The organism is Kitasatospora sp. NPDC001095, assembly GCF_053598615.1.
Genome location: NZ_JBSFKQ010000044.1, coordinates 18,950 through 43,308 on the forward strand (window position 1 = coordinate 18,950; position 24,359 = coordinate 43,308).

Genomic DNA, 24,359 nt, shown 5'->3' on the forward strand with positions numbered 1-24,359 from the left:
AGTGAGCAGCGAACCGCTGGGCCAGTACGGTGCCCAGTACGCCCAGCCGTACGTGCACCAGCGCCGTACCTACCTGATCGGCAAGGCCCGCCCGAACGCGCCGATCGGCCGGAACCGGGAGTCCGGCGAGATCATGCTGATCATCCTCGGGGCCTTCCTCGGCATGCTCTGGGGCCTGTTGATGCCGATCCTGCCGCTGCGGATCGGCGGGTTGGTCGGTCTGCCGGCGCTCGCCATCGCGGCGGTGTACGTGCCGTACCGCAAGCGGACGTTCTACAAGTGGGTGGAGATCAACCGCACCTACCGCCGGACGGTCCGCAGCGGGCGGGCGGTGTGGCGCTCGGACGTGATGGACGCCGGCACCCGGCTGGACGGCCGGGAGGTGGAGGTCGGCCCGCCGCCGGGGGTGGGGCGGCTGCGCTGGCTGACGGCGCCGTTCGGGCCGGACGAGGTCGGGGTGCTGATGCACCTGGAGCGTCGGACGGTGACGGCCGCGATCGAGATCGAGGGCCCGGGCGTCGGCCTGCGTGACTCGGAGGACCAGGAGGCCCTGGTCGACCGGTTCGGGACGCTGTTGAAGCACGTCGCCAACGGGGACGGCTTCGTGACGCGGCTGCAGATCCTGGCCCGTACCCTGCCGGCCGATCCGGACGCGCACGCCAAGGACGTCGAGCGGCGCGGCGACCCGTCGTCGCCGCGCTGGCTGCAGGACTCGTACGACCAGCTGCAGTCGATGGTGTCGACCTCCTCGGAGCAGCACCGGGCGTACCTGGTGGCCTGCATGCACTACACCCGGGACCTGGCCGCCGAGGCGCACGCGATGGGCCGGACGGCCACCGGGCGGCGGGCGCGGGACGACGAGGGGCTGGCGGCCGTGATGGCGCGCGAGCTGACCGACATCTGCGCCCGGCTGGCGGAGGCGGACATCCGGGTGCGTCAGCCGCTGGGTCAGGCCCGGCTCTCCTCGCTGCTGCACTCGATGTACGACCCGGACCACCCGATCGACCACATCCAGGCGATGTCCCGGCGCAACGCCTGGCCGGCCGAGCTGGACGCGACCCAGCCGCAGTACCTGCAGGCGAAGACCCGCGAGTCGGCGACCCGGGAGCCGTGGTGCCACGCCACCGCGTGGATCAAGGAGTGGCCGCTCACCCCGGTGGGCGTCAACTTCCTGGCGCCGCTGCTGGTGCACACCCCGGACGTGATCCGGACGGTCGCGGTGACGATGGACCTGGAGCCCACGGACGTCGCGATCGAGCGGATGCTGACCGAGAAGACCAACGACGAGGCCGAGGCCAGCCGTGCGGCCAAGATGAACCGCACGGTCGACCCGCGCGACCTGGCCCACACCGGCCGGGTGGACCAGCGCGGTGACGACCTGGCCTCCGGCGCGGCCGGGGTGAACCTGGTCGGCTACATCACGGTCTCCTCGCGCAACCCCGACGCGCTGGCCCGCGACAAGCGGACCATCCGGGCCTCGGCCGGCAAGAGCTACCTCAAGCTGGAGTGGTGCGACCGCGAGCACCACCGGGCCTTCGTCAACACGCTTCCGTTCGCCACCGGCATCCGCCGCTGAGCACGGCCGCACCCCCCGTACACCCGCACCCCCGTCCACCGCTGACCCGTCAGGAGGCCGCCCATGGCGCTCGGCAACCTCACCGATGCGTTCACCAGCCTGATGTTCGGCAAGGTGGAGACCACCCGCCTGCCGGTGCGCACCTCCACCGGCCAGGCGCAGGCCGTCTACCTGCCCACGGCGGCTCCGGGCCTGGGCGACTCCGGTGTGATCATCGGTCGCGAGGTGTACAGCGGCAAGGGGTACGTCTACGACCCGTTCCAGCTGTACGGGCAGCAGCTGCCCGCCCCGCACTGGCTGGTGCTCGGTGAGTCCGGCAACGGCAAGTCGGCGCTGGAGAAGACGTACGTGCTGCGGCAGCTGAGGTTCCGCGACCGCCAGGTCGTGGTGCTGGACGCGCAGGGCGAGGACGGCGTGGGCGAGTGGAACCTGATCGCCGACGCGCTGGGCATAAAGTCCATCCGGCTGGACCCGATGGCGGCCAGGGACGGCGGGGTGAAGCTCAACCCGCTGGACCCGGCGATCACCCAGACCGGCCAGCTGTCGCTGCTGCGCACCATCGTCGAGGTGGCGATGGGGCGCGGGCTGGAGGAGCGCGCGGGCTTCGCGCTGAAGGCCGCGCACGCCCACGTGGTGGCCTCGGTGAAGGATCGCCAGCCGGTGCTGGACGACATCATCGACACGCTGCGCAACCCCGACCTGTCCTCGGTGGAGTCGCTGGGCGTGGCGGTGGAAGAGGTGCAGTCCTGGGGCCTGGACGTGGCGCTGGTGCTGGACCGGCTGGTCGACGGCGACCTGCGCGGCATGTTCGACGGGTCGACCACCGAGGGCATCGACCTGGACGCGCCGCTGATCGTCTTCGACCTCTCGCACATCGACCGCAACTCGATCGCGATGCCGATCCTGATGGCGATCGTCGGGGTGTGGCTGGAGCACACCTGGATCAGGCCGGACCGGAAGAAGCGCATCTTCCTGGTCGAGGAGGCCTGGCACATCATCAACAGCCCCTTCGTGGCCCAGCTGTTCCAGCGGCTGCTGAAGTTCGGCCGTCGGCTGGGCCTGTCCTTCGTCGCGGTGGTCCACCACCTGTCCGACGTGGTGGACGGCGCGGCGGCCAAGGAGGCGTCGGCGATCCTGAAGATGGCCTCGACCCGGACGATCTACATGCAGAAGGCCGAGGAGGCGCGGGCGACCGGCCGGGTGCTGGGCCTGCCGCGCTGGGCGGTGGAGATCATCCCGACCCTGTCGCCGGGCATCGCGGTCTGGGACGTCAACGGCAACGTCCAGGTGGTCAAGCACATCGTCACCGAGGCTGAGCGTCCGCTGGTTTACACGGACCGCGCGATGACGGAGGACGCGGTGGCCGAACGGGACCGCGCGGAGCGGCAGTTGGCGGCCGAGCCGGGGGTCTGAGAGCCCCTCGGGAGGGCCCGCGCGGCGGCCGTCTCCGCGGGCTCCGCGCCCCTCGGACGGCGATGGTTCGTCAGTAGGTAATCCTCTCGTTACGTTCGACGTCCTGACAGCTACGCGCGTTGACCATAGGCTTCGCAGTCGCAACACATGCCCGAACGCCGATGCTGTCCACAGCCGGTGCTCCTTCCAAGGTGCAGGGGAACCCTTCATGCTCACCGTCAGATCCCGACGGACGGCGCTCGCCGTCGTCGCCGCCGCAGGTCTGTTCGGCACGGTGGTCGTGCCGACGGCCGCCCAGGCCGCCGACGCCAACGCCAAGCGCCACAAGACCGTCAACCTCCAGCTGCTGGCGATCAACGACTTCCACGGCAACCTGGAGCCCCCGGCCGGCTCCTCCGGCACGATCAAGGAGATCGACCCGGCCACCGGCAAGGAGGTCGCCACCCCGGCCGGCGGCATCGAGTACCTGGCCACCGAGCTGCGCAAGGCGCGCATCCCGGCCGACGACTCGATCACCGTCGCCGCCGGCGACATCATCGGCGCCAGCCCGCTGACCTCGGCGCTCTTCCACGACGAGCCGACCGTCGAGGCGATGGACAAGCTCGGCCTGGACGTCACCTCCGTGGGCAACCACGAGTTCGACGAGGGCGCGCAGGAGCTGCGGCGCATGCAGGACGGCGGCTGCCACCCGACCGACGGCTGCTACGAGCCCGGCCGCACCTTCAAGGGCGCCAACTTCAACTTCCTGTCGGCCAACGTCACCGACGAGAAGTCCGGCAAGCCGCTGCTGGCCCCGTACTGGATCACCAAGTCCCAGGGCGTGAAGGTCGGCTTCATCGGCGTCACCCTGGAGGGCACGCCGAACATCGTGACCGCCGAGGGCATCAAGGGGCTGAAGTTCGCCAACGAGGTCACCACGATCAACAAGTACGCCGCCGAGCTCAAGGCCAAGGGCGTCAACTCGATCGTCGCGCTGATCCACGAGGGCGGTTACCCGGCCAGCGGCATCTACAACTACGACTGCGGCGCGGCCGGCCAGGGCATCTCGGGCCCGATCGTCGACATCGCGAAGAAGATCGACCCTGCGGTCGGCGCCATCGTCACCGGCCACACCCACAACGCGTACGCCTGCAGCATCCCCGACCCCAACGGCGTCCCGCGCTCGGTGACCAGCGCCGCCTCCTTCGGCCGGCTGTTCACCGAGATCGACATGAAGCTGGACAAGACCACCGGCGAGATCGTGCGTCCCTCGGTCAAGGCCGAGAACCACGTGGTGCGCCGCACGGTCGAGAAGGCGCCCGACATGACGGCGCTGGTCGACCACTACTCCAAGCTGGCCGCCCCGATCGCCAACCGTCCGATCGGCTACATCGCCTCGGACATCAACGGCCGCGGCAACGGCGACCCGGAGAAGCCGCTCGGTGACGTGATCGCCGACGCGCAGCTCGCCGGGCTGGCCCCGGCCGACAAGGGCGGCGCGCAGGTCGCCTTCATGAACCCCGGCGGCATCCGCTCCGACCTGGTCTACAAGGCCTCGGGCGGCGAGGGCGACGGCGTGGTGACCTACGGCGAGGCGTTCACCGTCCAGCCGTTCACCAACATGATGCAGGTCAAGACGCTGACCGGCGCCCAGCTGATCCAGCTGCTCCAGCAGCAGGTGAGCGGCTCCAACGCCGCCGCGCCGAAGATCCTCCAGGTGTCCTCGAACCTGCACTACACCCTGGACATGCGCAAGACCGGTGCGGACCGCGTGGTCCTGGACTCGGTCCGGCTGAACGGCGCCCCGGTCGACCCGGCCGCCACGTACCGCGTCGCGGCCAACGAGTTCCTGGCCGGCGGCGGCGACGGCTTCCCGGCCTTCGCGGCCGGCACCGACAAGCTGGTCGGCGCCTCGGACCTGGACGTCTTCATCGCCTACCTGGGTGCCCACAGCTCGGCGGCCGCGCCGCTCCAGGCCCCGGCGCAGGACCGGATCAAGGTCATCGGCCCGGGCAGCACCATCGACTGACCGTGAGCCGGCCACGGGGCGGGTGGGAGCGCTGTCGGGGCGCCCCCACCCGCCCTTCCGTCATTCCGGGGCGGGGCCGCCGGGCAGGCGGACGGTGGCCAGCGCGCCCGGGCCGCCGTCGGTGGCGGGGCCGAGGGTGACCTCGCCGCCGGCCTCCCGGACGCTCTGGGCGACGATCGAGAGCCCGAGGCCGGAGCCGGGCAGCTGGCGCGAGGACGGCGAGCGCCAGAACCGGTCGAAGACGTACTGGAGCTCGTCCGGTGGGATGCCGGGGCCGTGGTCGCGGACGGTCAGGACGCCCTGGTGCAGCCGGACGTCGATGGTGCCGCCGGGCGGGCTGTACTTGACCGCGTTGTCCAGCAGGTTGATCACGGCCCGTTCCAGCCCGGCCGCGTCGCCGTGCACGTACCAGGGCTCGGTGTCGGTCTCGAAGACCAGCCCCGGGCCGCGCAGCTCGGCCCGTTCGACGGCCCGTCCGGTGATCTCGTGCAGGGCGACCACGGTCGGTTCCGGACCGCTCTTCGGGGTGTCCGGGCGGGAGAGCTGGAGCAGGTCGCCGATCAGGACGGTGAGTTCCTGCATCTGCGCCTTCATGTTGCCGAGCAGCTTGGTCTTGGTCGCGGCGGGCAGCGGGCGTCCGGTGTCGTTGCTGCGGATCAGCAGGTCGACGTTGGTGCGCAGGGAGGTCAGGGGGGTGCGCAGTTCGTGTCCGGCGTCGGCTATCAGCCGGGTCTGCCGCTCGCGGGAGTTGGCGAGGGCGGTGCTCATGGAGTTGAAGGAGGTGGAGAGACGGGCGATCTCGTCGTCCCCGCGGACCGGGATGGTGGTGCCGACCTCCTCGGTCCTGGCGATGTGTTCGACGGCGTCGGTGAGCCGGTCGACGGGCTTCAGGGCGGAGCGGGCGACCAGGCGGCCGGCGATGGCGGCCAGCAGGATGCCGCCGGCGGAGACCGAGCCGAGGAGGATGGCGAGGCCCTGGAGGGACTCCTCGATGGGCTGGGTGGAGGTGGCCACCATCATGAGCGCCGGGCGTGACCCGTGGGTCGGGGAGATCCGGACGACCGCCGGGGTGCCGTCGGTGAACCGGCCGTCGCGGATGATCGACTGGCCGTTCTGGAGCTTGAACCCGGCCAGGTCGCCGGGCTCGACCACTATGGCCTTGCTCGCGTTCGGCGGCAGGCAGACGGCGGTCGGGCCGGCCACCACGTACTGGGTGTCCCGGGCCACCGCGCCGCCGTTCTCCGGGGTGAGGCTCGTCGGCTGTTCCGCCAGGGCCTGGTCCGCGGTCGGGTAGCAGCTCAGGAGGACTCGGGGGGCGGGGGGCATCGGTGCGCTGAGGAGGTCCGTCCGCACCTGCCCGTACAGCTGCTTCTGCACGATGAACCAGCACGCCAGCGCCGAGAGCGCGATGGCCACCGCCACCGCGGCCGCGCTCAGGAAGGTGAGGCGGCCGCGCAGCGAGCGGGAGCGGTACCAGTGGACCAGGCGGTGCCGGAGCCCCGGCGTGCGGGGCGGAGCCGGCGGAGGGGCCAGCGGCGGGGGCGGGACGTTGTTCACGCGCTCGTGCCGGAGGCCGGGCGCAGCGCGTAGCCGACGCCGCGCACGGTCTGGATCAGGCGGGGCATGCCGCCCTGCTCGGTCTTGCGGCGCAGGTACATCACGTACACGTCCAGGGAGTTGGAGGAGGGCTCGAAGTCGAAGCCCCAGACCGCCTTGAGGATCTGTTCGCGGGTGAGGACCTGGCGCGGGTGGGAGAGGAACATCTCCAGCAGCATGAACTCGGTGCGGGTGAGCTCGATCGGCTTGCCGGCCCGGGTGACCTCGCGGGTGGCGGTGTTCATCCGCAGGTCGGCGAAGGCGAGCACCTCGCTCTCGTCCTCGACGGCGGCGCGGGCGGCGGCCTCGGCGGCGAGGGCGTTGCGGCGCAGCAGGGCGCGGACGCGGGCGAGGAGTTCGTCGAGTTCGAAGGGCTTGGCGAGGTAGTCGTCGGCGCCGACGTCGAGGCCGGTGACGCGGTCGCCGACGGCGTCGCGGGCGGTCAGCATCAGCACCGGGACGGTGTCGCCGCGCGAGCGCATCCGGCGGACGGCGGTGAGGCCGTCCATCCGGGGCATCATGATGTCCAGCAGGACGAGGTCGGGCCGGTCGCGTTCGACGGACTCCAGGGCTTCGTAGCCGTCGGTGGCGGTGGCGACCTCGTACCCCTCGAAGGCGAGGCTGCTCTCCAGGGCGTCCCGGAGGGCGGGTTCGTCGTCGACCACGAGGAGCCGGGCGGAGGGGTGGGCGGCCTCGGCGGTGGTGCGGTCGTCGGCGGACGGGGTCATGGGCGGGTGCCCTTTCTCGTCGGGTTCTCGTCGGCTGGAGGGCCTGCTGGGAGCAATTGTCCGTCTCAGGGAGTGTGGCTCACAGGCTCTGTCCGGCTTCGAGCTTCGGCAGGACCTGCTTGATGTCGTTGATCGGGATGGCGAAGCCGAGGCCGACGCTGCCGGCCGAGCCGTTGCCGGAGGAGCCGGAGCCGCCGGGCGCGTACATCGCCGAGTTGATGGCGATGACCTGGCCGTTGGCGTTGATCAGCGGGCCGCCGGAGTTGCCGGGGTTGAGCGCGGCGTCGGTCTGGAAGGCCTTGTAGGTGGTGGTGCTGCCGCTGGTGGACTGCGGGGCGGTGCCGCGCATGCCGGGCAGGAAGGGCAGGCCGAAGCCGCCGTTGTTGCTGGTGCTGCCCTCGTCGAGCTGGACGGTGACGTCGCGGTTCTCGGCGCTGATGATGCCGGAGGTGACGGTGCCGGTGAGGCCGTCGGGGTTGCCGATGGCGACCACGGGGTCGCCGATGGCCACCGTGGCGGAGTCGCCGAGGACGGCGGGGGTGAGGTTCTTCGCGCCGGTCGCGGTGATCACGGCGACGTCGAGGGCCTTGTCGGTGCCGGTCACGGTGGCCTGGGCGGTGGAGCCGTCCTTGAAGGTGACGGTGATCCGGCCGCCGCCGGCCGCGGCGGTGTCGATCACGTGGTAGTTGGTGAGGATCCGGCCGTCGGTGTCCAGGACGACGCCGGTGCCGGTGGCGGTGCCGTTGCCGGTCTTGACGGTGATCTGGACGGTGCTGGGCGAGACGGCGGCGGCGATGGCCGCCACGTCGGCGCTGCCGTCGGAGCGGGCGGAGACCGGGCTGGCGATGGTGCCGACGCGGTTGTCGGAGCTCTGCCGGTCGGCGGCGACCAGCCCGCCGGTGACCCCGCCGAGGACGGCGGCGATCGCGGCGACGGCGGTGACCATGGCGAGCCGGCCGCGCAGCAGTCCGCGCCGGGCCCGGCCGCCGTGGTGGCCGGGGCCCTCGGGGGAGCCGGGGCCGAGGATCGTGGGCGGCTCGGGCGGGATCGGCGGGGGCGGCGGCGGTCCGTCGAAGCCGCCGTCGGAGTGGTCCTCGCGGTAGCTGTACCCGGCGGTGGCGCCGCCGGTGGTGCCGGGGGCGCCCGTGGCAGGGCCGGCGCCGAGCACGGTGCCCTCGATCACCCGGGGCTCGTGCGCCCGGTACGGGTCGTACGGCCGGTGGGGCTGGTACGGGTCGTACTGCTCGCTGGGGTGCTGCTGCTGTTCGCTCATGCAGACCAAGCTCGGTCCGGCGCATGAGGAGTGGATGAGAACTGGCTCAGAACGGGGAGAGAAGCCCGTTGGGTTCTCATAAAGCCTGGTCAGGCCGCCTGTCGAGCGGAACCGGCTACTCCGGTGCGGATCGGCCGGGGGTGGTGCCGTCGCAGCCGCAGGAGCGGCGGATGACCAGCCGGGACGGGAAGGTGCGGACCCGCTCGGTGTCCGATCCCGGCACCATCAGCGAGTCGTCCAGCACCAGGTCCACGGCGGCCCGGGCCATCGCGTCGCGGTCGGAGGCGACGGTGGTCAGCGGCGGGTCGGCGAGCGCGGCCTCGGGCACGTCGTCGAAGCCGGCCACCGCGAGGTCCTCCGGGACCCGCAGGCCGACCTCGCGGGCGGCCCGCAGCACGCCGATCGCCTGGTCGTCGGTGGAGCAGAAGATCGCCCGCGGCCGGTCCGGCGAGCGGAGCACGCCGAGCGCGACCTCGTAGGCGCCGTAGCGGTGGAAGGGCGCGTCGATCAGGTGCGGTTCGGTGGGGATGCCGTGGGCGTCCATGGCGCGCTGCCAGCCCTCGACGTGGTCGATGACCGGGTCGCCGGGGGCGGGGGACTCGACCGGGCCGCCGAAGCAGGCCACGTACGGGTGTCCGTGCACCTCCAGCAGGTGGCGCACGATCGCCTCGGCGCCCGCCACGTCGTCGGTGACCACCGCGACGTCGTCGATCGCCTCGGGCCGGCGGTGCAGCAGCACCACCTTGGCGCCCTCCATGGCGGCGAACTCCTCGGCGGCGCGCTGCGAGGGGCCCTGGCTGACCAGGATCAGGCCGGAGACGCGCATCCCGAGGAAGGCGCGGACGTAGTGCACCTCGCGGTCGTCCACGTAGTCGGAGTTGCCGATCAGCACGAGCTTGCCGCGCTCGGAGGCGGCCCGTTCCACGGCGTGCGCCATCTCGGCGAAGAAGGGCTGGCGGGCGTCCGGGACGACCATGCCGATCAGGTTGGTGCGCCGGGAGGCCATCGCCTGGGCGACGCTGTTCGGCCGGTAGCCGAGCTGCTCGATCGCCGCGAGGACCTTCTCCCGGGTCGCGGGCGCGACCGGGCGCGGCCCGTTGTTGATGACGTAGCTGACGACCGCGGTCGAGGTACCAGCCAGCCGGGCTACATCGTCGCGCGTCACTTTGGCCACGGGGGGAGTCTACGCGTGTGGCCCCCGGGGCGGCAGTGGGACCTGAGGCCTTGTCCGGCAGGCCGGCGGGCGGCTCCGGGAGGAACCGGACAAGCCGGGCGGTCGGCGGTCCGTCCGGCCCCGGACGGGTGCCGGACGGACCCGTGCCTCAGGCGTCCAGGGGGGCGGGCCGCTGGGCGAGCTCCGGCCGTTCGCCCTTCTCGGGCTTCTCCGGGACGACGAAGCGGTAGCCGACGTTGCGCACGGTGCCGATCAGCTGCTCGTGCTCGACGCCGAGCTTGGCGCGCAGCCGCCGGACGTGCACGTCCACCGTCCGGGTGCCGCCGAAGTAGTCGTAGCCCCAGACCTCCTGGAGCAGCTGCGCCCGGGTGAACACCCGGCCGGGGTGCTGGGCGAGGTACTTGAGCAGCTCGAACTCCTTGAAGGTGAGGTCGAGCGCCCGGCCCTTGAGCTTGGCGGAGTAGGTGGCCTCGTCGACCGAGAGGTCGCCGTTGCGGATCTCCATCGGGCTGTCGTCGGTGACGACCTGGAGGCGGCCGAGGGCGAGCCGCAGCCGGGCCTCGACCTCGGCCGGGCCGGCGGTGTCCAGCAGGACGTCGTCGATGCCCCACTCGGCGGTGACGGCGGCCAGGCCGCCCTCGGTGACCACCAGGATCAGCGGGCAGCCGATGCCGGTGGAGCGCAGCAGCTGGCAGAGGCTGCGGATCTGCGGCAGGTCGCGTCGGCCGTCGACCAGGATGACGTCCGCGCTGGGGGTGTCGACCAGGGCCGCGCCCTCGGCGGGCGCCACCCGGACGTTGTGGAGCAGCAGTCCGAGGGCGGGCAGCACCTCTGCGGAGGGTTGCAGCGCATTGGTGAGGAGGAGGAGAGAACTCATGCCCGGTGGTCCCCTTTCCGGGTCGTCGCGGTCGCGTTACGGCTGCCGCCACAGCCGGATGGCGCACGTGCTGGAGGGGAGGAGGGGACGACGGTCGGCCGCGGCGAACCGGGGGTGCGGACGGCGTACGGGGCGCGACGGCGGGTCGGCCGGGGCTCCCGCAACCCCTGGCGCACCGTTTCTGCCCTGTTCCTCACCGCGAACCCTCCGGTCTGTCCGGTGCCGGGTGGCGGCCCGGTGCCGGGTGGCGATGCCCCGGCCGGCCGGGGCACGTCGTTGTGCCGCGTCAGGCGGGGCGTCCGTGCGGTGCGCCGGGGGTGGGCCGACGAATCGCAAGAACGTCCGTACTGGCGTCCTGGAAGCACAAAAGGACCCGGGGGCGACTCTGCCCGGATCCCTCTTGGTGGTCGAGGATAGCCGACCGCCCCCTCGGCCGGGAGTGCCCGAATCCGGCGGTTCGCCCAAATCGGGCGTGCGCCGGGTGAGGCTGGACACAGCGTCGAACGCCGGTCCCGCGCCCCCGGTGACGGTCCGGTGGGCGGCCGCCGGGTGCCGCCCGGCCGTTCGGCCAGGGCGATTGCCGCTCGTGGTGGCGGACACGCCATCATGGGACGCACATCGGAGGCGCTGTTCGGGTCCATCGTTCGGGTGATGGGGCGGCCGTCGCGGTGGCGAGCCGGACCGGGGCACCGGGGCCGGGCGAGGACGACGAGAAGGGGTGGCCCGATGGGCGCGACCACCGAGCCCGCGAGCGGCGCCCGGGTGCGCGGGACGATCCGCTACTGGGCGGCGGCGAAGTCCGAGGCCGGGCTGGCCGAGGAGCCGTACGAGGCGGCGACCCTGGCGCAGGCGCTGGCGGCGGCCAAGGAGCGGCACGCCGACCGGCCGAAGCTCGTCCGGCTGCTCGGGCACTGCTCGTACCTGGTCGACGGGGCCCAGGTGGGCGGTCGCGACCACGCGGCCGTCGCCCTGACCGAGGGTGGGACGGTGGAGGTCCTCCCGCCGTTCGCGGGAGGCTGAGCGGCGTGACGGACATGAACAACCCGAACCGCGGCGGCTCCGGCGACTGGCCGCAGCAGCCCCACCCGCAGCAGCAGCCCCACCCGCAGCAGCGGCCGTACCCGCCCCAGGGGCAGCAGCCGTACTTCCCGCCGCAGCAGCCCGGCCCGCAGCCGCCGTACGGCTACCCGGTGGACGACGCGGCGACCGCGGTGCTGCCGGCGGTGCCGGCGTTCGACGACGCGGCCGCGACCACCCTGCTGCCGCCGGTGCCGGCGTTCGACGACGCCGAGGCGACGGCGCTGCTGCCGCCGGTGGTGGTGTCCGGTTCGATGCCGGTCGCGCCGCCGCGGCGCCAGCAGCAGGCCCCGCAGCCCCCGCAGCAGGCCCCGCAGGACCCGCAGCACCCGCAGCGGCGGCAGCCGGAGCAGCCGGTGCAGCCCCAGCCGGACCCGACGATCCAGCTCCAGCAGCCGCCGAGGCCGCGGGCCAGGCACGCGGCCCCGGCGCCGCAGCCGGCCCCCGTGCCGCAGCCGGCGGAGGCCTTCGACCCGCCGACCATGACGCTCAAGCGTCCGCTCCTCCCCGGCCTCCCCGGCCCGCAGGGCCAGGGAGCGCCGGCGTACGCGGCCGCCCCGCCGCAGGCCGGGCCGGCGCAGGCGGTCCCGCCCGCCGGCCCGCGCGGCCGGACCGGCTCGCCGATCATCGACCCGGGCCTGCAGCCGGCGCTGATCACCGCCGGCGCGGCCGCCCTGCTGGCCGGCGGCGCCGCGCTCGGCCAGGTCGCGCTGGCCCTGGTGGTGGCGCTGCTCCAGCTGCTGACGGCGGCCGGCTGGTTCCGGCTGAACGGGATGTGGCCGGCCCGGCAGGGCATCCTGCTCGCCGCGCTGGCCGGCTTCACGGCGGACGCGGCGGTGCTGCTGGCGGACTCCGACGGTGGCGTGGCGGCCGTGGTCGGCACCCTGGGCGGGTTCTTCCTGCTCGTCCTGGTGCTGCAGACGTTCCGCCCGTCGGACCCGAAGGAGCGCTTCTACGCGTTGACCGTGCTCGGCTCGGCCACCGTGGTGACGGCGCTGTGCACCACGCTGCTGCTGGCCGACTGGGTGCCCGCCGCGGTGGGTGCGGTGGCGCTGGCCACCCTGCTGGCCGCGGCGCCGCTGCCCGGGCCGAAGCAGCTGGGCCCGGTGCTGGGCCTGGCCGCGGCGGTGGCGCTGGGCCTGCTGGTCGGGGCGCCGGTGGCGCTCGGCGCGCTGGCCGGGCTGGGCGCGCTGGTCGGTCGCCGGGTCGCGGCGTACGACTTCCCGTCCCGTTTCGTGCACATGACGGCGGGCGTGGCGCTGCCGTTGGCGGTGGCGGCGCCGCTGATCTGGATCGCCACCGAGCTGCTGGCCTGACCCTTCCGCTCCGCCCCGGGTCGGATTCCGGCCCCGGAACCATGTTCCGGGGCCGGACGTCGTACGGTCGTGCTAGGGCGGACGTGTCCTGCGACCGCCGTGGAACGACGACTGACGACGACCGACGAACGACCACAGCGACCGGCGACGACGGGGGACACGATGCGCGGATGGCTGAAGGCCACGATCGGCCTGGTGGTGCTCTCCGGCCTGCTGCTGGGTGCCGACCGGATCGCGGTCGGCGTGGCCGAGGACGAGGCCGCCGACCGGATCGTGAAGAGCGGCCGGATGAGCCAGCGCCCGGACGTCTCGATCGAGGGCTTCCCGTTCCTCACCCAGGTGGTGTCGAAGAAGCTGGACGACGTCCGGATCTCCTCGGACGGCCTGACCGTCGGCGACGGCAGCCACCGGGTGGCGCTGCACTCCTTCAAGGCGCGGCTCTCCGGGGTCAAGGTGAGCGACAGCATGAGCAGTGCCACGGTGGACAGCGGCACCGGCAGCGGGGTGATCTCCTACCAGGACCTCGCGCAGCTGCTGCCGCCCGCCTCCGAGCTGCTGCACGGGACCAAGCTGCCGGTGGGCGGCAGCTCCCGGCTGAGCCTGTCCTACGCGGGCCCGGGCAAGGTCAAGGCCGCGCTGGGGCCGATCGCGATCGGCGAGGGCACCGTGCACAACAAGGGCAACACCGTGACGGTGGACGGCTTCCGGCTGAGCTCGCTCGCGGGGATGGTGGCCGGTGCCACCGGCCAGCAGGTCGAGCCGATGAGCTTCACCCTGGACTCGCTGCCGGCCGGCCTGAAGCTGGCCGACCAGGACGGCGGGAGCGGCGGCGTGACGCCGCTGCCGGAGGGCCTCCAGCTGACCTTCGACGGCAAGGACGTCAAGCTCCTGGGCTGATCCCGGCCCGTGCCGGGCGCTGCCGAATCGTTCCGCTCCGCGAGACGCGCTGTCCAGCGCGGACCGCGGAGCGGTGTCGTTTCCGCCCCGCGCACGCCGCCGGAGGGCCTCCGGCGGGGCCCGGGCGGGCCGTGCCGAGAGTGAATCCCATCATCCGGTCACTTCGATCCCATTATTCGATACGTTGATGACAGCGGGCCTCCGGTGTCCCTAGCATCGTCGGCATGAAGCGACAGACGGACCTCACGAAGCGGCGGGCGGTAGACCTGTGCCGCGTGGCCGCCTGTCTGTGTCGAATGCGCTGACTCGGCGCTCCGGCAGGGCAGTTGACGCCCGCCGCCGATCTTCCCGGTGACCGTGCCCGGCTCTGTGAGCGGGTGGTCCCCGAGGTATTCCGCAGTTCACCGCCCGGCCGCACCGGTCCACCCTCTCGTCCCAGCATTCGGACGGATTTTCGGACCGTGCCTGCCCGGGCCCCTGCAGCACCCCTCCTGAGCAGCACCTTCCGCACAACCGCCCTCGGATGGAGATCACCACCATGAGCCGCAGCGACGTCCTGGTCGACGCCGACTGGGTCCAGGCCCACCTGGACGACCCGAAGGTCGTCATCGTCGAGGTCGACGAGGACACCTCCGCGTACGACAAGAACCACATCCGCAACGCCGTCCGGATCGACTGGAAGCAGGACCTCCAGGACCCGGTCCGCCGTGACTTCATCGACCAGGCCGGCTTCGAGGCGCTGCTCAGCGCCAAGGGCATCGCCAACGACGACACCGTCGTCCTGTACGGCGGCAACAACAACTGGTTCGCCTCGTACGCCTACTGGTACTTCAAGCTGTACGGCCACGGCGACGTCCGCCTGCTGGACGGCGGCCGCAAGAAGTGGGAGCTGGACTCCCGCGACCTGGTCGCCGAGGTGCCGGCCCGCCCCGCCACCTCGTACACGGCGCAGGCCGCCGACTCCTCGATCCGCGCCTTCCGCGACGACGTGATCGCCGCCATCGGCAACCTGAACCTGGTCGACGTCCGCTCGCCCGACGAGTTCTCCGGCAAGCTGCTCGCCCCGGCGCACCTCCCGCAGGAGCAGTCGCAGCGCCCCGGCCACGTGCCGAGCGCCCGCAACATCCCCTGGGCCAAGAACGCCAACGACGACGGCACCTTCAAGAGCGACGACGAGCTCAAGGCGCTGTACGAGGCCGAGGGCATCGACCTGGCGAAGGACACCATCGCCTACTGCCGCATCGGCGAGCGCTCCGCGCTCACCTGGTTCGTGCTGCACGAGCTGCTCGGCCAGGAGAACGTCAGGAACTACGACGGCTCGTGGACCGAGTACGGCAGCCTGGTCGGCGTGCCGATCGAGCTCGGCAGCAACTGAGCCCCGGCTCGACCCGTAAGTCAGAAGGGAAATCACAGACATGTGCGGTGCGAAGGCCGGCGGCCCGGACCTGGCAGGAGTTGACGTGGCGAACGAGACGATCATCCAGGGTTCGGTGACCCGCGACGGTGAGCCGGTCAACGGCTACGTCCGGCTGCTGGACGAGAACAACGAGTTCACGGCCGAGGTGCCCACCTCGGCGACCGGCCAGTTCCGGTTCTTCGCCCGCCCGGGCAAGTGGACCCTGCGCGCGCTGGTGCCGGGCCAGACCGTGGACCGCCAGGTGGTGGCGTCCCAGGGCACCGCCGTCGAGGTCGCGATCGCGGTCTGACCCCGGTCGGAACGACTCCGGAGCACCCCGAGGGCCCCTGCCGCGCAGGGGCCCTCGGCCGTACCGTGGAGGAGTGCGGGCAAAGCGGCGGCGTCGCTACTACTTCGCCATGATGGGCGTGTGCCTGGGCCTGTTCGTCATGGCCTGGGGCGTGGTGCGGTTCTTCTCGGTCGGCGCGGCGATCGGCATGTGCGTGGTCGCGATGGTCATCCCGCCCGTCGCCGCGGTGTTCGCCAACAAGCGGGACCCGGACGACGACTGGTGGGACGACCCGCGCTGGGACGACCCGAAGTGGGACGAACCCGGTCACGACCGGGACCGCCCCGACCACGAGCGACGCCCGTAGGGCCCGGCGGGCGTCAGTACACGAGCGCCTGGACGCCGTCCGCCATGATCTCGCTGACGAAGACCTGGGCGCCCGCGATGCGGACGCCCTCGACGGTGTCCTTCTGCTCGATCCCGCGCCGGGCCGCGCACTGGGTGCACAGCGTCACCGAGCCGGCCGCCAGGATCGACTCCAGCAGGTCCGGCAGCGGCGCCGCGTGCGGCAGCTCGAACTCCGCCGCCCGGCCCGGCAGCGCGAACCAGGAGGACTCCCCGGTCAGCCAGAGCGAGACCTCGATCCCGCTGGCGACGGCCACCGCCGCCACCGTGAACGCCTGCGAGCACCGCTCCGGCGCGTCCGCCCCTGCGGTGACCTTGATGACCAGTTTCTTCGACATGGCGCCACCATAGAGCCCCTGCCACCCCCGCCGTCCGGCATCCCCGGAACCCTTGGGCAAAGCTTGGGCAGCGCCGGGGAGGCGGCGGGAACACGGCGCGGAGGCGGCGCGAGCCGCGACGTGGTGGGGCTCACCGCGACCGCCCGGAACCCGGCGGATAGAGTGAGCGGAGCAAAATCCACCACACTGTCGCCGCCTGGGAGCCCCCCGTGTCCGGTCTGGAAATCTTCTTCGACGGTCTGCTGGCCCTCATGGCCGTGCTGATCACCTGGTTCGCCATCTTCTCGGTGATGAAGCTGTACCAGGGCCAGCGCTGAGCCTGCCGTACGGTTGAGGCAGTCCCACACCGACGAGAACAGCGACCAGGAACATGATCGAGATCCCCTCTGACCTCCACAGGGACGTCGTCCCGCTCGCCTTCCTCCTCGGCACCTGGGAGGGCGCGGGAGTCTTCGACTTCCCCGGCGCGGAGAAGTGCAACTTCGGCCAGGAGATCGTGATCCGCCACGACGGCCGCCCCTTCCTGGAGTTCCGCTCCCGCACCTGGGTGCTGAACGAGGAGGGCGAGAAGGTCCGTCCGCTGGAGAACGAGCACGCGTTCTGGCGCATCACCAGCAACCACGACGGCACCAGCGGCGCCCGGGGGATCGAGATCTCCTCCGTCCGCGACGACGGCACGGTCGAGATCTGGTACGGCGAGCTGGCCGACGGCAAGCCCCAGGTCGACGTCTCCACCGACGCCGTCGCCCGGATCGAGGGCTCCCCGGAGTACTCGGGCGGCAAGCGGCTGTACGGCTTCGTCAACGGCGAGCTGCTCTGGGTCGGCGAGAAGGCCGCCCCGAACGTGCCGCTGCGCCCGTACATGTCCGCGCAGCTGAAGAAGGTGCTCAGCCCCGCCCAGCTGATCAAGGACATCAACGACCTGCCGGACGACGGCATCGCGTTCTTCAAGTAGGCCGGTCGCACGACCGGCACTCCGGTGCACGAGGTAGGGACCGGCCGGCGGCCGGTCCCTACACTTGCATCCAGGACCCCCGACCATTGGCAGGGACAGTACCGTGGCGGACACCGGCACCACCGACTGGCAGCTATCCGGCGACTGGAAGGCCGACCTGCGCGAACGCGGGTACCGACTCACCCCGCAGCGCCAGCTCGTGCTGGAGGCCGTCGACGAACTCGACCACGCCACCCCCGACGACATCCTCTGCCACGTCCGCCGGACGGCCAGCGGCGTCAACATCTCCACCGTCTACCGGACCCTGGAGCTGCTGGAGGAACTGGGCCTGGTCTCGCACGCCCACCTCGGCCACGGCGCCCCGACCTACCACCTGGCCGGCCGCCACCACCACCTGCACCTGGTCTGCCGGGACTGCGAGCAGGTCACCGAGACCGGCACCGAGATCGCCCAGCCGCTGGTCGACAGCCTGCGCGAGCGGTACGGCTTCGACACCGACCTCAAGCACTTCGCGATCTTCGGCCGCTGCGCGGACTGCACCGCCAAGCTCGCCGAGGGGCGGTCGTAAGCTGGCCGGTATGACCGGTGTGAAGAGCCCGCTGCTTTCCCTGTCCGGAGCCGTCCCCGCCGAGGGGGCAGACGAAGGCGTCGCCGCCCACTACGGCGACATCTTCCGCGAGCAACGCAACCTGGCGCAGGGCGCGGGCTTCGTGGACCTCTCGCACCGCGGCGTGGTCACCGTGACCGGCCAGGACCGGCTCTCCTGGCTGCACCTGCTGCTCACCCAGCACGTCAGCGAGCTGCCGCCGCAGCAGGCCGCCGAGGCGCTGGTGCTCTCCCCGAACGGGCACGTCGAGCACGCGCTCTACCTGGTGGACGACGGCACCACCACCTGGGCGCACGTCGAGCCGGGCACCCAGGAGGCGCTGGTGGCCTACCTGGACAGCATGAGGTTCTTCTACCGGGTGGAGGTCGCCGACGCGACCGCCGAGTACGCCGTGGTCCACCTGCCGGCCGGCTCCACCGCCGCCGTCGAGGGTGCCGCCGCCGTCCGCGAACTCCCGTACGGGCGTGACCTGTTCGTGCCGCGCGACGAGCTGGAGCGGCTCACCGCCGGGTACGGCCCGGCGGCCGGGGTCTGGGCGTACGAGGCGCTGCGGATCGAGGGCCACCGGCCCCGGCTGGGCTTCGAGACCGACCACCGGACCATTCCGCACGAGGTGGACTGGCTGCGCACCGCCGTCCACCTCCAGAAGGGCTGCTACCGCGGCCAGGAGACCGTCGCCCGGGTGCACAACCTGGGCCGCCCGCCGCGCCGGCTGGTCTTCCTGCACCTGGACGGCACCGAGGAGACGCTTCCCCCGCACGGCACCGAGGTGCGGCTGGCCACCGACCCGGACGGGCGGGCGCTGGGCTTCGTGACCTCCTCGGCCCGGCACCACGAGCTGGGGCCGATCGCGCTGGCGATCGTCAAGCGGAACGTCCCGGTGGACGCCGTGCTGCTGGCCGGGACGGTTCCGGGCACCCAGGACGTGATCGTCCCCCAGTAGACCGCCGCGCGGCCGGGGCCGCCCGGCCCGACGCGGTCAGACCTCGACGAGGACGGTGAACGGGCCGTCGTTCACCAGCGCCACCCGCATGTCGGCGCCGAACCGGCCCGTCTCCACCTTGGCGCCCAGCGCGCGCAGCTGCGCCACCACCTCGTCCACCAGCGGCTCGGCGACCGGGCCGGGGGCGGCGGCGTTCCAGGTGGGGCGGCGGCCCTTGCGGGCGTCGCCGTAGAGCGTGAACTGGCTGATCACCAGCAGCGGGGCGCCGAGGTCGGAGCAACTCTGCTCGACGCCCTCGTCGTTCGCGGGCAGCAGCCGCAGCGTCCAGAGCTTGCGGGCCAGTTGGGCGGCCTTGGCGGGGGTGTCGTCGTGGGTGACGCCGACCAGGACGCAGAGCCCGGGTCCCTCGATCGCGCCGACGGTCTCACCGGCCACGGTCACCCGGGCCTCGGTCACTCGCTGCACCACTGCTCGCATGCCGCCATTGTGCCGGAGCGCCGCAGGGCCCCCGGGAGGGCCCCCGGAGAGCCGTCCGCCGCCGCGTGTCGGTCGTGCCCCGGGCGCCCGCCGCACCCTTCCCGTCCGCCCCGGCGGCCTCCTCAGGGCGCACACCAGGGGCGCGCGTAAAGGTCGTGCACGCCCTGGAGTGCGCGCCTGCGCTGAATCGGGCGCCGCTCTTCCTGCGAAAAGGACCGGTCATATCAGCCACCCCCGTTCGCCAGGGGGCCGTTCGGGTGCACGGGCGGTGCGCGCGCGCCGGGAGGGGTGGCACGCTGGTGGACCGTACGAAGGGTCCGGGGCGCCAGGAGGTCCGCCGCGCCGGGCCGGGTTCGGCCGGGCGGTCGAGCCGGTAGGTCAGGCGTCTGGCGGTGCCGCCCGGTGGGCGGTCGCGGTCGGGGACCGGACCCTCCCGGGTTCCCGGGGGTGCCGGTGGACGGGACGCCCGGCCCGTCGGGGGGCCGGGCCGGACCGGCGGCAGGGACGGGGTGCCGCGAGCGGGCGGGATCGGACGACGTCAGGTGGTTGGGTGATGGACGCGAGCGGCGCGGCGCGGGACCGGTTCGGGCCGGTGGTGCGGGACCCGGGGGGCCCGTACGGTCCGGCGGCGGGCGCGGAGGACGAGCCCGACCTGGAGCGGCTGGGCCTGGAGCAGCTGCGGGTGCTGCGCCGGGAGACCCTGGAGCAGGAGGCCGACCTGTCCTACCTGCGGCGGCTGCTGCACGGGCGGATGGACATCCTGCGCGCGGAACTCGACCGGCGGCCCGGGGTGGGCCCGGTCCGTACGGCCGGCCCGTCCGGCCCCGACCTCGTCCCCGGCGACCTGCTGGACCGGCTGCCGGCCATCCTGACCGACGCGCCCTCCACCGTGCGGCGCTCGGCCCGGCACGTCACCCTCGGCCCGCCGCGCACCGAGGAGTCCCGGCTGGAGGCGGACGCGCTGATGGGCGACGTCCAGCTCGCCGACCTGGCCGCGCACCCGGCCGAGGAGCTGCTGGCCGCCCTGGAGCGGCTGCGGGCGCACGAGCGCGAGGTGTCCGGACGGCGCCAGCGGCTGCTGCGCACGGCCGACGGTTGCAATGCCGAGATCACCCGCAGGTACCGTGATGGGGAGGCACGGGTCGACGACCTACTCGCAGGTGGGCCGCTCTGACCGGGTGAGTCACCGCGGGCGGTGGGACCCGGCTCGCTCCCGGCCCACCCTCGTCCCCGGAAGGCTCATCCGTCATGTCCCTGCCCGTCACCGCGCCCGTTCTCGCCGAGGTCGTGCGCTCCGGTTTCGTCGAGGGCCGCCACCGTGGCTCCCTGGTGCTGCTCGCGGCCGACGGCTCGGTCGAGTTCGCGCTCGGCGACCCGGACGCCCCGGTCTTCCCGCGATCGACCGCCAAGCCGTTCCAGGCGGTGGCCACGCTGCGGGCCGGGCTCGCGATCGGCGGCGAGCTGCTGGCGCTGGCGGCCTCCAGCCACTCTGCAGAATCGTTTCACCTCGATGGTGTGCGGAGCATCCTCGGCTCCGCCGGGCTCGACGAGTCGGCGCTGCGCACCCCGGCCGACCTCCCGCTGGACGAGACCGAGGCGGAGCTGCTGCTCGCCGCGGGCCGCGGGCGCGCCCCGATCCTGATGGACTGCTCCGGCAAGCACGCCGGCTGGCTGGCCGCCTGCACCGCCAACGGCTGGGACACCGCGAGCTACCTCGACCCGGTCCACCCGATCCAGCTCCTGGCTCGCGAGGCCCTGGAGGAGGCCACCGGCGAGACCGCCGTGCACGCCGGGGTGGACGGCTGCGGCGCGCCGCTGCTGGCCGTGTCGCTGACCGGCCTGGCGCGCGGCTACCGCGGCCTCGTGCTGGCCGCCGAGGGCACCGGGCTGCGCCGCGTCGCCGACGCGATGCGCGCCCACCCCGAGTACGTGGCCGGCACCCGCCGGGCCGACACCTGGCTGATGCGGGCGGTGCCGGGCGCGCTGTCCAAGATGGGCGCCGAGGCCGTCCAGGTGGTCGCGCTGCCGGACGGGCGGGCGCTGGCCTTCAAGATCGAGGACGGCGCCGAGCGGGCCCGTGGCCCGGTGCTGGCGGCCGCGCTGCGCCGGCTCGGGGTGGCCGGGGCGGACGGGACCGTCGAGCGGATAGGCGCGGCTCCGCTGCTCGGCGGCGGCGTGCCGGTCGGCGAGGTGCGGGCGGCCTTCTAGGGTCCCTGCCCGGCAGGGTGCGGGCGGCCTTCCGGGGCCCCTCGTCCCGGGGGCCGTCGGGGTGCGGGCGGACCCGGGCCGGTGCACGGTGGACCGGGGGCCGTCGCACAGCTGAGGAGTCCGCCATGACCGACCATGTGTACCGGGTGACCGAGATCGTCGGGTCCTCGACCGAGAGCGTCGACGCCGCGATCCGCAACGGGGTGGAGCGGGCCTCCCGGACGCTGCGCAACCTCGACTGGTTCGAGGTCTCGCAGGTCCGGGGCCACCTGGAGGACGGCCGGATCAAGCACTACCAGGTGTGCATCAAGGTCGGCTTCCGGCTGGAGGACTGACCTCCCCGGCGCCGACCGGGTTCGGACACGACAGGGGCCGGGGCCCGCGGAGGAATCCGCGGGCCCCGGCCCCTGGCTGTCCCGACCTACCTCGAACCGCCCTCGATCGAATGAGATCGGAACGACGGCTCAGTGGCCGCCCTGCTCCGCCAGACGCTTGATCGAAGCGGTGACCTCGGCCTCGGCCTCGGCGCGGCCGACCCAGTTGGCGCCCTCGACGGACTTGCCCGGCTCCAGGTCCTTGTAGACCTCGAAGAAGTGCTGGATCTCCAGGCGGTCGAACTCCGACACGTGGTGGATGTCGCGCAGGTGCTCCCAGCGCGGGTCGGTCGCCGGGACGCAGAGCAGCTTGTCGTCGCCGCCGGCCTCGTCGGTCATGTGGAACATGCCGATGGCACGGCACTTGATCAGGCAGCCCGGGAAGGTCGGCTCGTCCAGGATGACCAGGGCGTCCAGCGGGTCGCCGTCCTCGCCGAGCGTGCCCTCGACGTAGCCGTAGTCGGCCGGGTAGCGGGTCGAGGTGAAGAGCATCCGGTCGAGCCGCAGACGGCCGGTCTCGTGGTCGACCTCGTACTTGTTACGAGAGCCCTTCGGGATTTCGATAAGGACGTCGAACTCCAACGGTTCCTCCAAGGTAGGGACTGACAGAATCCAAGTGTCTCCTACGGGAGTGAGTGCTCGGGAAAGGGGCCGGTCGGTGCGAGCAGGGGGAGGGGCGGCGCGCCGCCGCGGGGGGACGGCCGCGGGGCTGTTCGGGGCGGCGCTGCTGGTCGTCGGTACGGTCCTGACCTCGGGCGGCGCGTACGCGCAGCCGTCCCCGTCGCCGGGCGGGCACAGCGCCGGGCAGGGCGAGGACGGGGACCACGACGGGCAGGGCGGCCGCGACGGGAAGAAGGACGACCACGGGAAGGGCGGCAAGTCCCGGCCGGGCGACAGCCCGAGCGCGGGTCCGAGCACCACGCCCGCCCGCCGGGCCGCGCAACCGGGCGCCACCTCGCCCGCCGCCGCCGGCAGCGATGCGCCCGGCACAGGCCAGGCCCCCGCGCCGGGCGCCGTCCTGGCCGCCGTCGAGGGTGGTGCCGGCGCCGCCGTCCCCACCGCCCAGGGCCTCCAGCAGGCGCTCGCCGCCGCCCTCGCCGACCGGAGCCTCGGCGAGGTCACCGTCGCCGTCGCGGACGCCGGCACCGGCCAACTCCTGTACGGCTCAGGGGAGAACACCCCGGCCACCCCCGCCTCCACCACCAAGCTGGCCACCGCGGTCGCGGCCCTGTCCCTCATCCCGGGCGACACCCGGCTGCACACCCGGGTGGTCCGGGGCGCGGACCCGTCCGCGATCACCCTGGTCGGCGGCGGAGACCCGACGCTCACCGCGCTGCCCGCCGACCAGGTGCAGATCGGCGGGCAGCCGGCCGACGCCGACACCGCCCCCGCCTCGCTGGACCTCCTCGCCCAGCAGACCGCCGACGGCCTCAAGAACATCGGCGTCACGTCGGTCCGGCTGGACTACGACCTGTCGCTGTACGCGGGCAGCCCGCAGCACCGCAACCACGACGCGCAGAACATCGCCCTGGTGGTCCCGCTGATGGTGGACGAGGGCAGGGCGGACCCGAAGAGCCGGGAGGACGCGCCGGACCGGGTCGCCGACCCGGCCGCGGCGGCCGCCGAGGCCTTCGCCGCGCTGCTCAGGGCCCGGGGCGTCGCCGTGACGGGCAAGGTCGCGCCCGCCGCCGCCCCGGCTCCCTCCGACGCGATACCCCTCGCCGACGTCCGGTCGCCGACGGTCTCCCGGCTGGTCGAACGCCTGCTGACCACCTCCGACAACCAGCTCGCCGAGGCGATCGCCCGTCAGGTCGCCATCGCCGCCCACCAGCCGGCGAGCTTCGAGGGCGCCGCGGCCGCCGTCACCCAGGAGCTCACCCGGCTCGGCGTGCCGATGGGCAACGCGGTCCTCAACGACGGCAGCGGCCTGCACCCGGGCAACGCGATCCCGCCCGCAGTCCTGGTCCGACTGCTCGTGCTGGCCGCCTCCGAACAGCACCCCACCCTGCGCCCGGTGCTCACCGGCCTCCCGGTCGCCGGCTTCACCGGCACCCTCAACAAGCGCTACGGCTCCGGGTCCGGCGCCGCCGACGCGGCCGGCCTGATCCGCGCCAAGACCGGCACCCTCAGCGGCGTCAACACCCTCGCGGGCACCGCCGTCGACGCCGACGGCCGGCTGCTCGCCTTCGCCGTCATGACCCGCACCACCGCCCCCGCCGACACCGCCCGCGCCGCCATGGACCGGGTGGCCGCCCGCCTCACCGCCTGCGGTTGCCACTGACCCGGGCGTCCGGCGGCGGTGCCACGGGCGGGCGGCCGTCAGCCCCCGTTCGCCGGGTGCTCCGTCGGGGCACCTCGTCGGGCGCGCTCCGTCGGGTGCTCCGCCGGGCGCGGGGAGGTCCCGCCGGTGCCCGGCCGTGGCCGGGACGGTG

The 24,359-nt window shown here is 73.2% G+C and carries 25 protein-coding genes; 17 read left to right on the forward strand and 8 right to left on the reverse strand.

Annotated elements, in window-relative coordinates:
* Nucleotide 1: 1 nt before the first annotated feature.
* The 3 genes from ACWDBB_RS27915 to ACWDBB_RS27925 all read left to right on the forward strand — a co-directional run bounded on the left by ACWDBB_RS27915 (nucleotide 2) and on the right by ACWDBB_RS27925 (nucleotide 4,997).
* Nucleotides 2-1,576, forward strand: coding sequence for an SCO6880 family protein (locus ACWDBB_RS27915; RefSeq protein ID WP_449792219.1), 1,575 nt, complete (start codon nucleotides 2-4; stop codon nucleotides 1,574-1,576).
* 63 nt (nucleotides 1,577-1,639) lie between these two features.
* Nucleotides 1,640-2,989 carry an ATP-binding protein gene (locus ACWDBB_RS27920; RefSeq protein ID WP_449792220.1) on the forward strand — a complete coding sequence of 450 codons (1,350 nt, stop codon included), beginning with the start codon at nucleotides 1,640-1,642 and terminating at the stop codon, nucleotides 2,987-2,989.
* Between the two features lie 208 nt (nucleotides 2,990-3,197).
* Nucleotides 3,198-4,997 (forward strand): bifunctional metallophosphatase/5'-nucleotidase, encoded by a 1,800-nt coding sequence (locus ACWDBB_RS27925; RefSeq protein ID WP_449792221.1) that lies wholly within the window; start codon nucleotides 3,198-3,200, stop codon nucleotides 4,995-4,997.
* Nucleotides 4,998-5,057: 60 nt separating this feature from the next.
* On the opposite strand, the gene ACWDBB_RS27930 is transcribed toward ACWDBB_RS27925, so the two are convergent.
* The 5 genes from ACWDBB_RS27930 to ACWDBB_RS27950 form a co-directional block, all read right to left on the reverse strand.
* On the reverse strand, nucleotides 5,058-6,554 hold the full coding sequence (locus ACWDBB_RS27930; RefSeq protein ID WP_449792222.1) for a HAMP domain-containing sensor histidine kinase: 1,497 nt from the start codon (nucleotides 6,552-6,554) through the stop codon (nucleotides 5,058-5,060).
* Complete coding sequence (locus ACWDBB_RS27935; RefSeq protein ID WP_402406154.1) at nucleotides 6,551-7,321, reverse strand: response regulator transcription factor; 771 nt, start codon at nucleotides 7,319-7,321, stop codon at nucleotides 6,551-6,553. Before ACWDBB_RS27935 ends, ACWDBB_RS27930 begins: the two co-directional genes overlap by 4 nt.
* Before the next feature lie 79 nt (nucleotides 7,322-7,400).
* Entirely contained in the window at nucleotides 7,401-8,594 is a 1,194-nt protein-coding gene (locus tag ACWDBB_RS27940) for a S1C family serine protease (RefSeq protein WP_449792223.1), read from the reverse strand.
* Nucleotides 8,595-8,709: 115 nt separating this feature from the next.
* Complete coding sequence (locus tag ACWDBB_RS27945; RefSeq protein WP_449792224.1) at nucleotides 8,710-9,768, reverse strand: LacI family DNA-binding transcriptional regulator; 1,059 nt, start codon at nucleotides 9,766-9,768, stop codon at nucleotides 8,710-8,712.
* Nucleotides 9,769-9,916: 148 nt separating this feature from the next.
* Nucleotides 9,917-10,645 carry a response regulator transcription factor gene (locus tag ACWDBB_RS27950; RefSeq protein ID WP_402406160.1) on the reverse strand — a complete coding sequence of 243 codons (729 nt, stop codon included), beginning with the start codon at nucleotides 10,643-10,645 and terminating at the stop codon, nucleotides 9,917-9,919.
* Between the two features lie 726 nt (nucleotides 10,646-11,371).
* Between ACWDBB_RS27950 and ACWDBB_RS27955 the strand changes: the two genes are divergently transcribed.
* From ACWDBB_RS27955 to ACWDBB_RS27985, 7 genes are all read left to right on the forward strand, one after another.
* Nucleotides 11,372-11,665: a MoaD/ThiS family protein gene (locus tag ACWDBB_RS27955; protein ID WP_392882623.1), complete on the forward strand. Its 294-nt coding sequence runs from the start codon at nucleotides 11,372-11,374 to the stop codon at nucleotides 11,663-11,665.
* A 14-nt stretch (nucleotides 11,666-11,679) separates the two neighbouring features.
* Complete coding sequence (locus ACWDBB_RS27960; protein WP_449792249.1) at nucleotides 11,680-13,038, forward strand: hypothetical protein; 1,359 nt, start codon at nucleotides 11,680-11,682, stop codon at nucleotides 13,036-13,038.
* 162 nt (nucleotides 13,039-13,200) lie between these two features.
* A complete protein-coding gene (locus tag ACWDBB_RS27965; protein WP_449792225.1) occupies nucleotides 13,201-13,935 on the forward strand; it encodes an LmeA family phospholipid-binding protein in 735 nt (244 codons plus the stop codon).
* Between the two features lie 224 nt (nucleotides 13,936-14,159).
* The gene (locus ACWDBB_RS27970) at nucleotides 14,160-14,240 is read left to right on the forward strand and encodes an Ms5788A family Cys-rich leader peptide (RefSeq protein ID WP_350517234.1); all 81 of its coding nucleotides are present in this window, start codon (nucleotides 14,160-14,162) and stop codon (nucleotides 14,238-14,240) included.
* A 233-nt stretch (nucleotides 14,241-14,473) separates the two neighbouring features.
* On the forward strand, nucleotides 14,474-15,310 hold the full coding sequence (locus ACWDBB_RS27975; protein ID WP_449792226.1) for a sulfurtransferase: 837 nt from the start codon (nucleotides 14,474-14,476) through the stop codon (nucleotides 15,308-15,310).
* 40 nt (nucleotides 15,311-15,350) lie between these two features.
* On the forward strand, nucleotides 15,351-15,641 hold the full coding sequence (locus ACWDBB_RS27980; RefSeq protein ID WP_030288989.1) for a DUF1416 domain-containing protein: 291 nt from the start codon (nucleotides 15,351-15,353) through the stop codon (nucleotides 15,639-15,641).
* Nucleotides 15,642-15,714: 73 nt separating this feature from the next.
* The gene (locus tag ACWDBB_RS27985; RefSeq protein WP_449792227.1) at nucleotides 15,715-15,987 is read left to right on the forward strand and encodes a DUF3099 domain-containing protein; all 273 of its coding nucleotides are present in this window, start codon (nucleotides 15,715-15,717) and stop codon (nucleotides 15,985-15,987) included.
* Between the two features lie 13 nt (nucleotides 15,988-16,000).
* On the opposite strand, the gene ACWDBB_RS27990 is transcribed toward ACWDBB_RS27985, so the two are convergent.
* Nucleotides 16,001-16,363 (reverse strand): DsrE family protein, encoded by a 363-nt coding sequence (locus ACWDBB_RS27990; RefSeq protein WP_030059603.1) that lies wholly within the window; start codon nucleotides 16,361-16,363, stop codon nucleotides 16,001-16,003.
* Nucleotides 16,364-16,733: 370 nt separating this feature from the next.
* Between ACWDBB_RS27990 and ACWDBB_RS27995 the strand changes: the two genes are divergently transcribed.
* The 3 genes from ACWDBB_RS27995 (at nucleotide 16,734) to ygfZ (ending at nucleotide 18,868) form a co-directional block, all read left to right on the forward strand.
* A complete protein-coding gene (locus tag ACWDBB_RS27995) occupies nucleotides 16,734-17,318 on the forward strand; it encodes an FABP family protein (protein ID WP_402406171.1) in 585 nt (194 codons plus the stop codon).
* Between the two features lie 103 nt (nucleotides 17,319-17,421).
* Nucleotides 17,422-17,886, forward strand: a complete 465-nt coding sequence (locus tag ACWDBB_RS28000) for a Fur family transcriptional regulator (RefSeq protein WP_402406172.1) — start codon at nucleotides 17,422-17,424, stop codon at nucleotides 17,884-17,886.
* 19 nt (nucleotides 17,887-17,905) lie between these two features.
* Entirely contained in the window at nucleotides 17,906-18,868 is a 963-nt protein-coding gene (gene ygfZ, locus ACWDBB_RS28005; RefSeq protein ID WP_449792250.1) for a CAF17-like 4Fe-4S cluster assembly/insertion protein YgfZ, read from the forward strand.
* 36 nt (nucleotides 18,869-18,904) lie between these two features.
* Here ygfZ and dtd read toward each other — a convergent pair whose 3' ends face one another.
* Complete coding sequence (dtd, locus tag ACWDBB_RS28010; RefSeq protein ID WP_359818859.1) at nucleotides 18,905-19,345, reverse strand: D-aminoacyl-tRNA deacylase; 441 nt, start codon at nucleotides 19,343-19,345, stop codon at nucleotides 18,905-18,907.
* Nucleotides 19,346-19,898: 553 nt separating this feature from the next.
* On the opposite strand from dtd, the gene ACWDBB_RS28015 reads away from it, so the two are divergent.
* From ACWDBB_RS28015 to ACWDBB_RS28025, 3 genes are all read left to right on the forward strand, one after another.
* On the forward strand, nucleotides 19,899-20,519 hold the full coding sequence (locus ACWDBB_RS28015) for an RsiG family protein (protein WP_449792251.1): 621 nt from the start codon (nucleotides 19,899-19,901) through the stop codon (nucleotides 20,517-20,519).
* 74 nt (nucleotides 20,520-20,593) lie between these two features.
* Entirely contained in the window at nucleotides 20,594-21,553 is a 960-nt protein-coding gene (locus ACWDBB_RS28020) for an asparaginase (RefSeq protein WP_449792228.1), read from the forward strand.
* Between the two features lie 125 nt (nucleotides 21,554-21,678).
* A complete protein-coding gene (locus tag ACWDBB_RS28025) occupies nucleotides 21,679-21,888 on the forward strand; it encodes a dodecin (protein WP_030288965.1) in 210 nt (69 codons plus the stop codon).
* A gap of 129 nt (nucleotides 21,889-22,017) precedes the next feature.
* Here ACWDBB_RS28025 and ACWDBB_RS28030 read toward each other — a convergent pair whose 3' ends face one another.
* Nucleotides 22,018-22,509 carry an inorganic diphosphatase gene (locus tag ACWDBB_RS28030; RefSeq protein WP_030059594.1) on the reverse strand — a complete coding sequence of 164 codons (492 nt, stop codon included), beginning with the start codon at nucleotides 22,507-22,509 and terminating at the stop codon, nucleotides 22,018-22,020.
* A gap of 76 nt (nucleotides 22,510-22,585) precedes the next feature.
* On the opposite strand from ACWDBB_RS28030, the gene dacB reads away from it, so the two are divergent.
* Nucleotides 22,586-24,208: a D-alanyl-D-alanine carboxypeptidase/D-alanyl-D-alanine endopeptidase gene (gene dacB / locus ACWDBB_RS28035; RefSeq protein ID WP_449792229.1), complete on the forward strand. Its 1,623-nt coding sequence runs from the start codon at nucleotides 22,586-22,588 to the stop codon at nucleotides 24,206-24,208.
* Nucleotides 24,209-24,359: the final 151 nt, after the last annotated feature.

Excerpts from the sequence above, each read along its gene's own strand:
- ACWDBB_RS27950 (WP_402406160.1), bottom strand. The coding sequence starts at position 10,645 with ATGAGTTCTCTCCTCCTCCTCACCAATGCGCTGCAACCCTCCGCAGAG.
- ACWDBB_RS28020 (WP_449792228.1), top strand. The coding sequence starts at position 20,594 with ATGTCCCTGCCCGTCACCGCGCCCGTTCTCGCCGAGGTCGTGCGCTCC.
- ACWDBB_RS28015 (WP_449792251.1), top strand. The coding sequence starts at position 19,899 with ATGGACGCGAGCGGCGCGGCGCGGGACCGGTTCGGGCCGGTGGTGCGG.
- ACWDBB_RS27970 (WP_350517234.1), top strand. The coding sequence starts at position 14,160 with ATGAAGCGACAGACGGACCTCACGAAGCGGCGGGCGGTAGACCTGTGC.
- ACWDBB_RS27965 (WP_449792225.1), top strand. The coding sequence starts at position 13,201 with ATGCGCGGATGGCTGAAGGCCACGATCGGCCTGGTGGTGCTCTCCGGC.
- ACWDBB_RS27920 (WP_449792220.1), top strand. The coding sequence starts at position 1,640 with ATGGCGCTCGGCAACCTCACCGATGCGTTCACCAGCCTGATGTTCGGC.
- ACWDBB_RS27980 (WP_030288989.1), top strand. The coding sequence starts at position 15,351 with ATGTGCGGTGCGAAGGCCGGCGGCCCGGACCTGGCAGGAGTTGACGTG.
- ACWDBB_RS27940 (WP_449792223.1), bottom strand. The coding sequence starts at position 8,594 with ATGAGCGAACAGCAGCAGCACCCCAGCGAGCAGTACGACCCGTACCAG.
- ACWDBB_RS28025 (WP_030288965.1), top strand. The coding sequence starts at position 21,679 with ATGACCGACCATGTGTACCGGGTGACCGAGATCGTCGGGTCCTCGACC.
- ACWDBB_RS27960 (WP_449792249.1), top strand. The coding sequence starts at position 11,680 with ATGAACAACCCGAACCGCGGCGGCTCCGGCGACTGGCCGCAGCAGCCC.
- ACWDBB_RS27990 (WP_030059603.1), bottom strand. The coding sequence starts at position 16,363 with ATGTCGAAGAAACTGGTCATCAAGGTCACCGCAGGGGCGGACGCGCCG.
- ACWDBB_RS27955 (WP_392882623.1), top strand. The coding sequence starts at position 11,372 with ATGGGCGCGACCACCGAGCCCGCGAGCGGCGCCCGGGTGCGCGGGACG.
- ACWDBB_RS27925 (WP_449792221.1), top strand. The coding sequence starts at position 3,198 with ATGCTCACCGTCAGATCCCGACGGACGGCGCTCGCCGTCGTCGCCGCC.
- ACWDBB_RS27935 (WP_402406154.1), bottom strand. The coding sequence starts at position 7,321 with ATGACCCCGTCCGCCGACGACCGCACCACCGCCGAGGCCGCCCACCCC.
- ACWDBB_RS27995 (WP_402406171.1), top strand. The coding sequence starts at position 16,734 with ATGATCGAGATCCCCTCTGACCTCCACAGGGACGTCGTCCCGCTCGCC.
- dtd (WP_359818859.1), bottom strand. The coding sequence starts at position 19,345 with ATGCGAGCAGTGGTGCAGCGAGTGACCGAGGCCCGGGTGACCGTGGCC.
- ACWDBB_RS27975 (WP_449792226.1), top strand. The coding sequence starts at position 14,474 with ATGAGCCGCAGCGACGTCCTGGTCGACGCCGACTGGGTCCAGGCCCAC.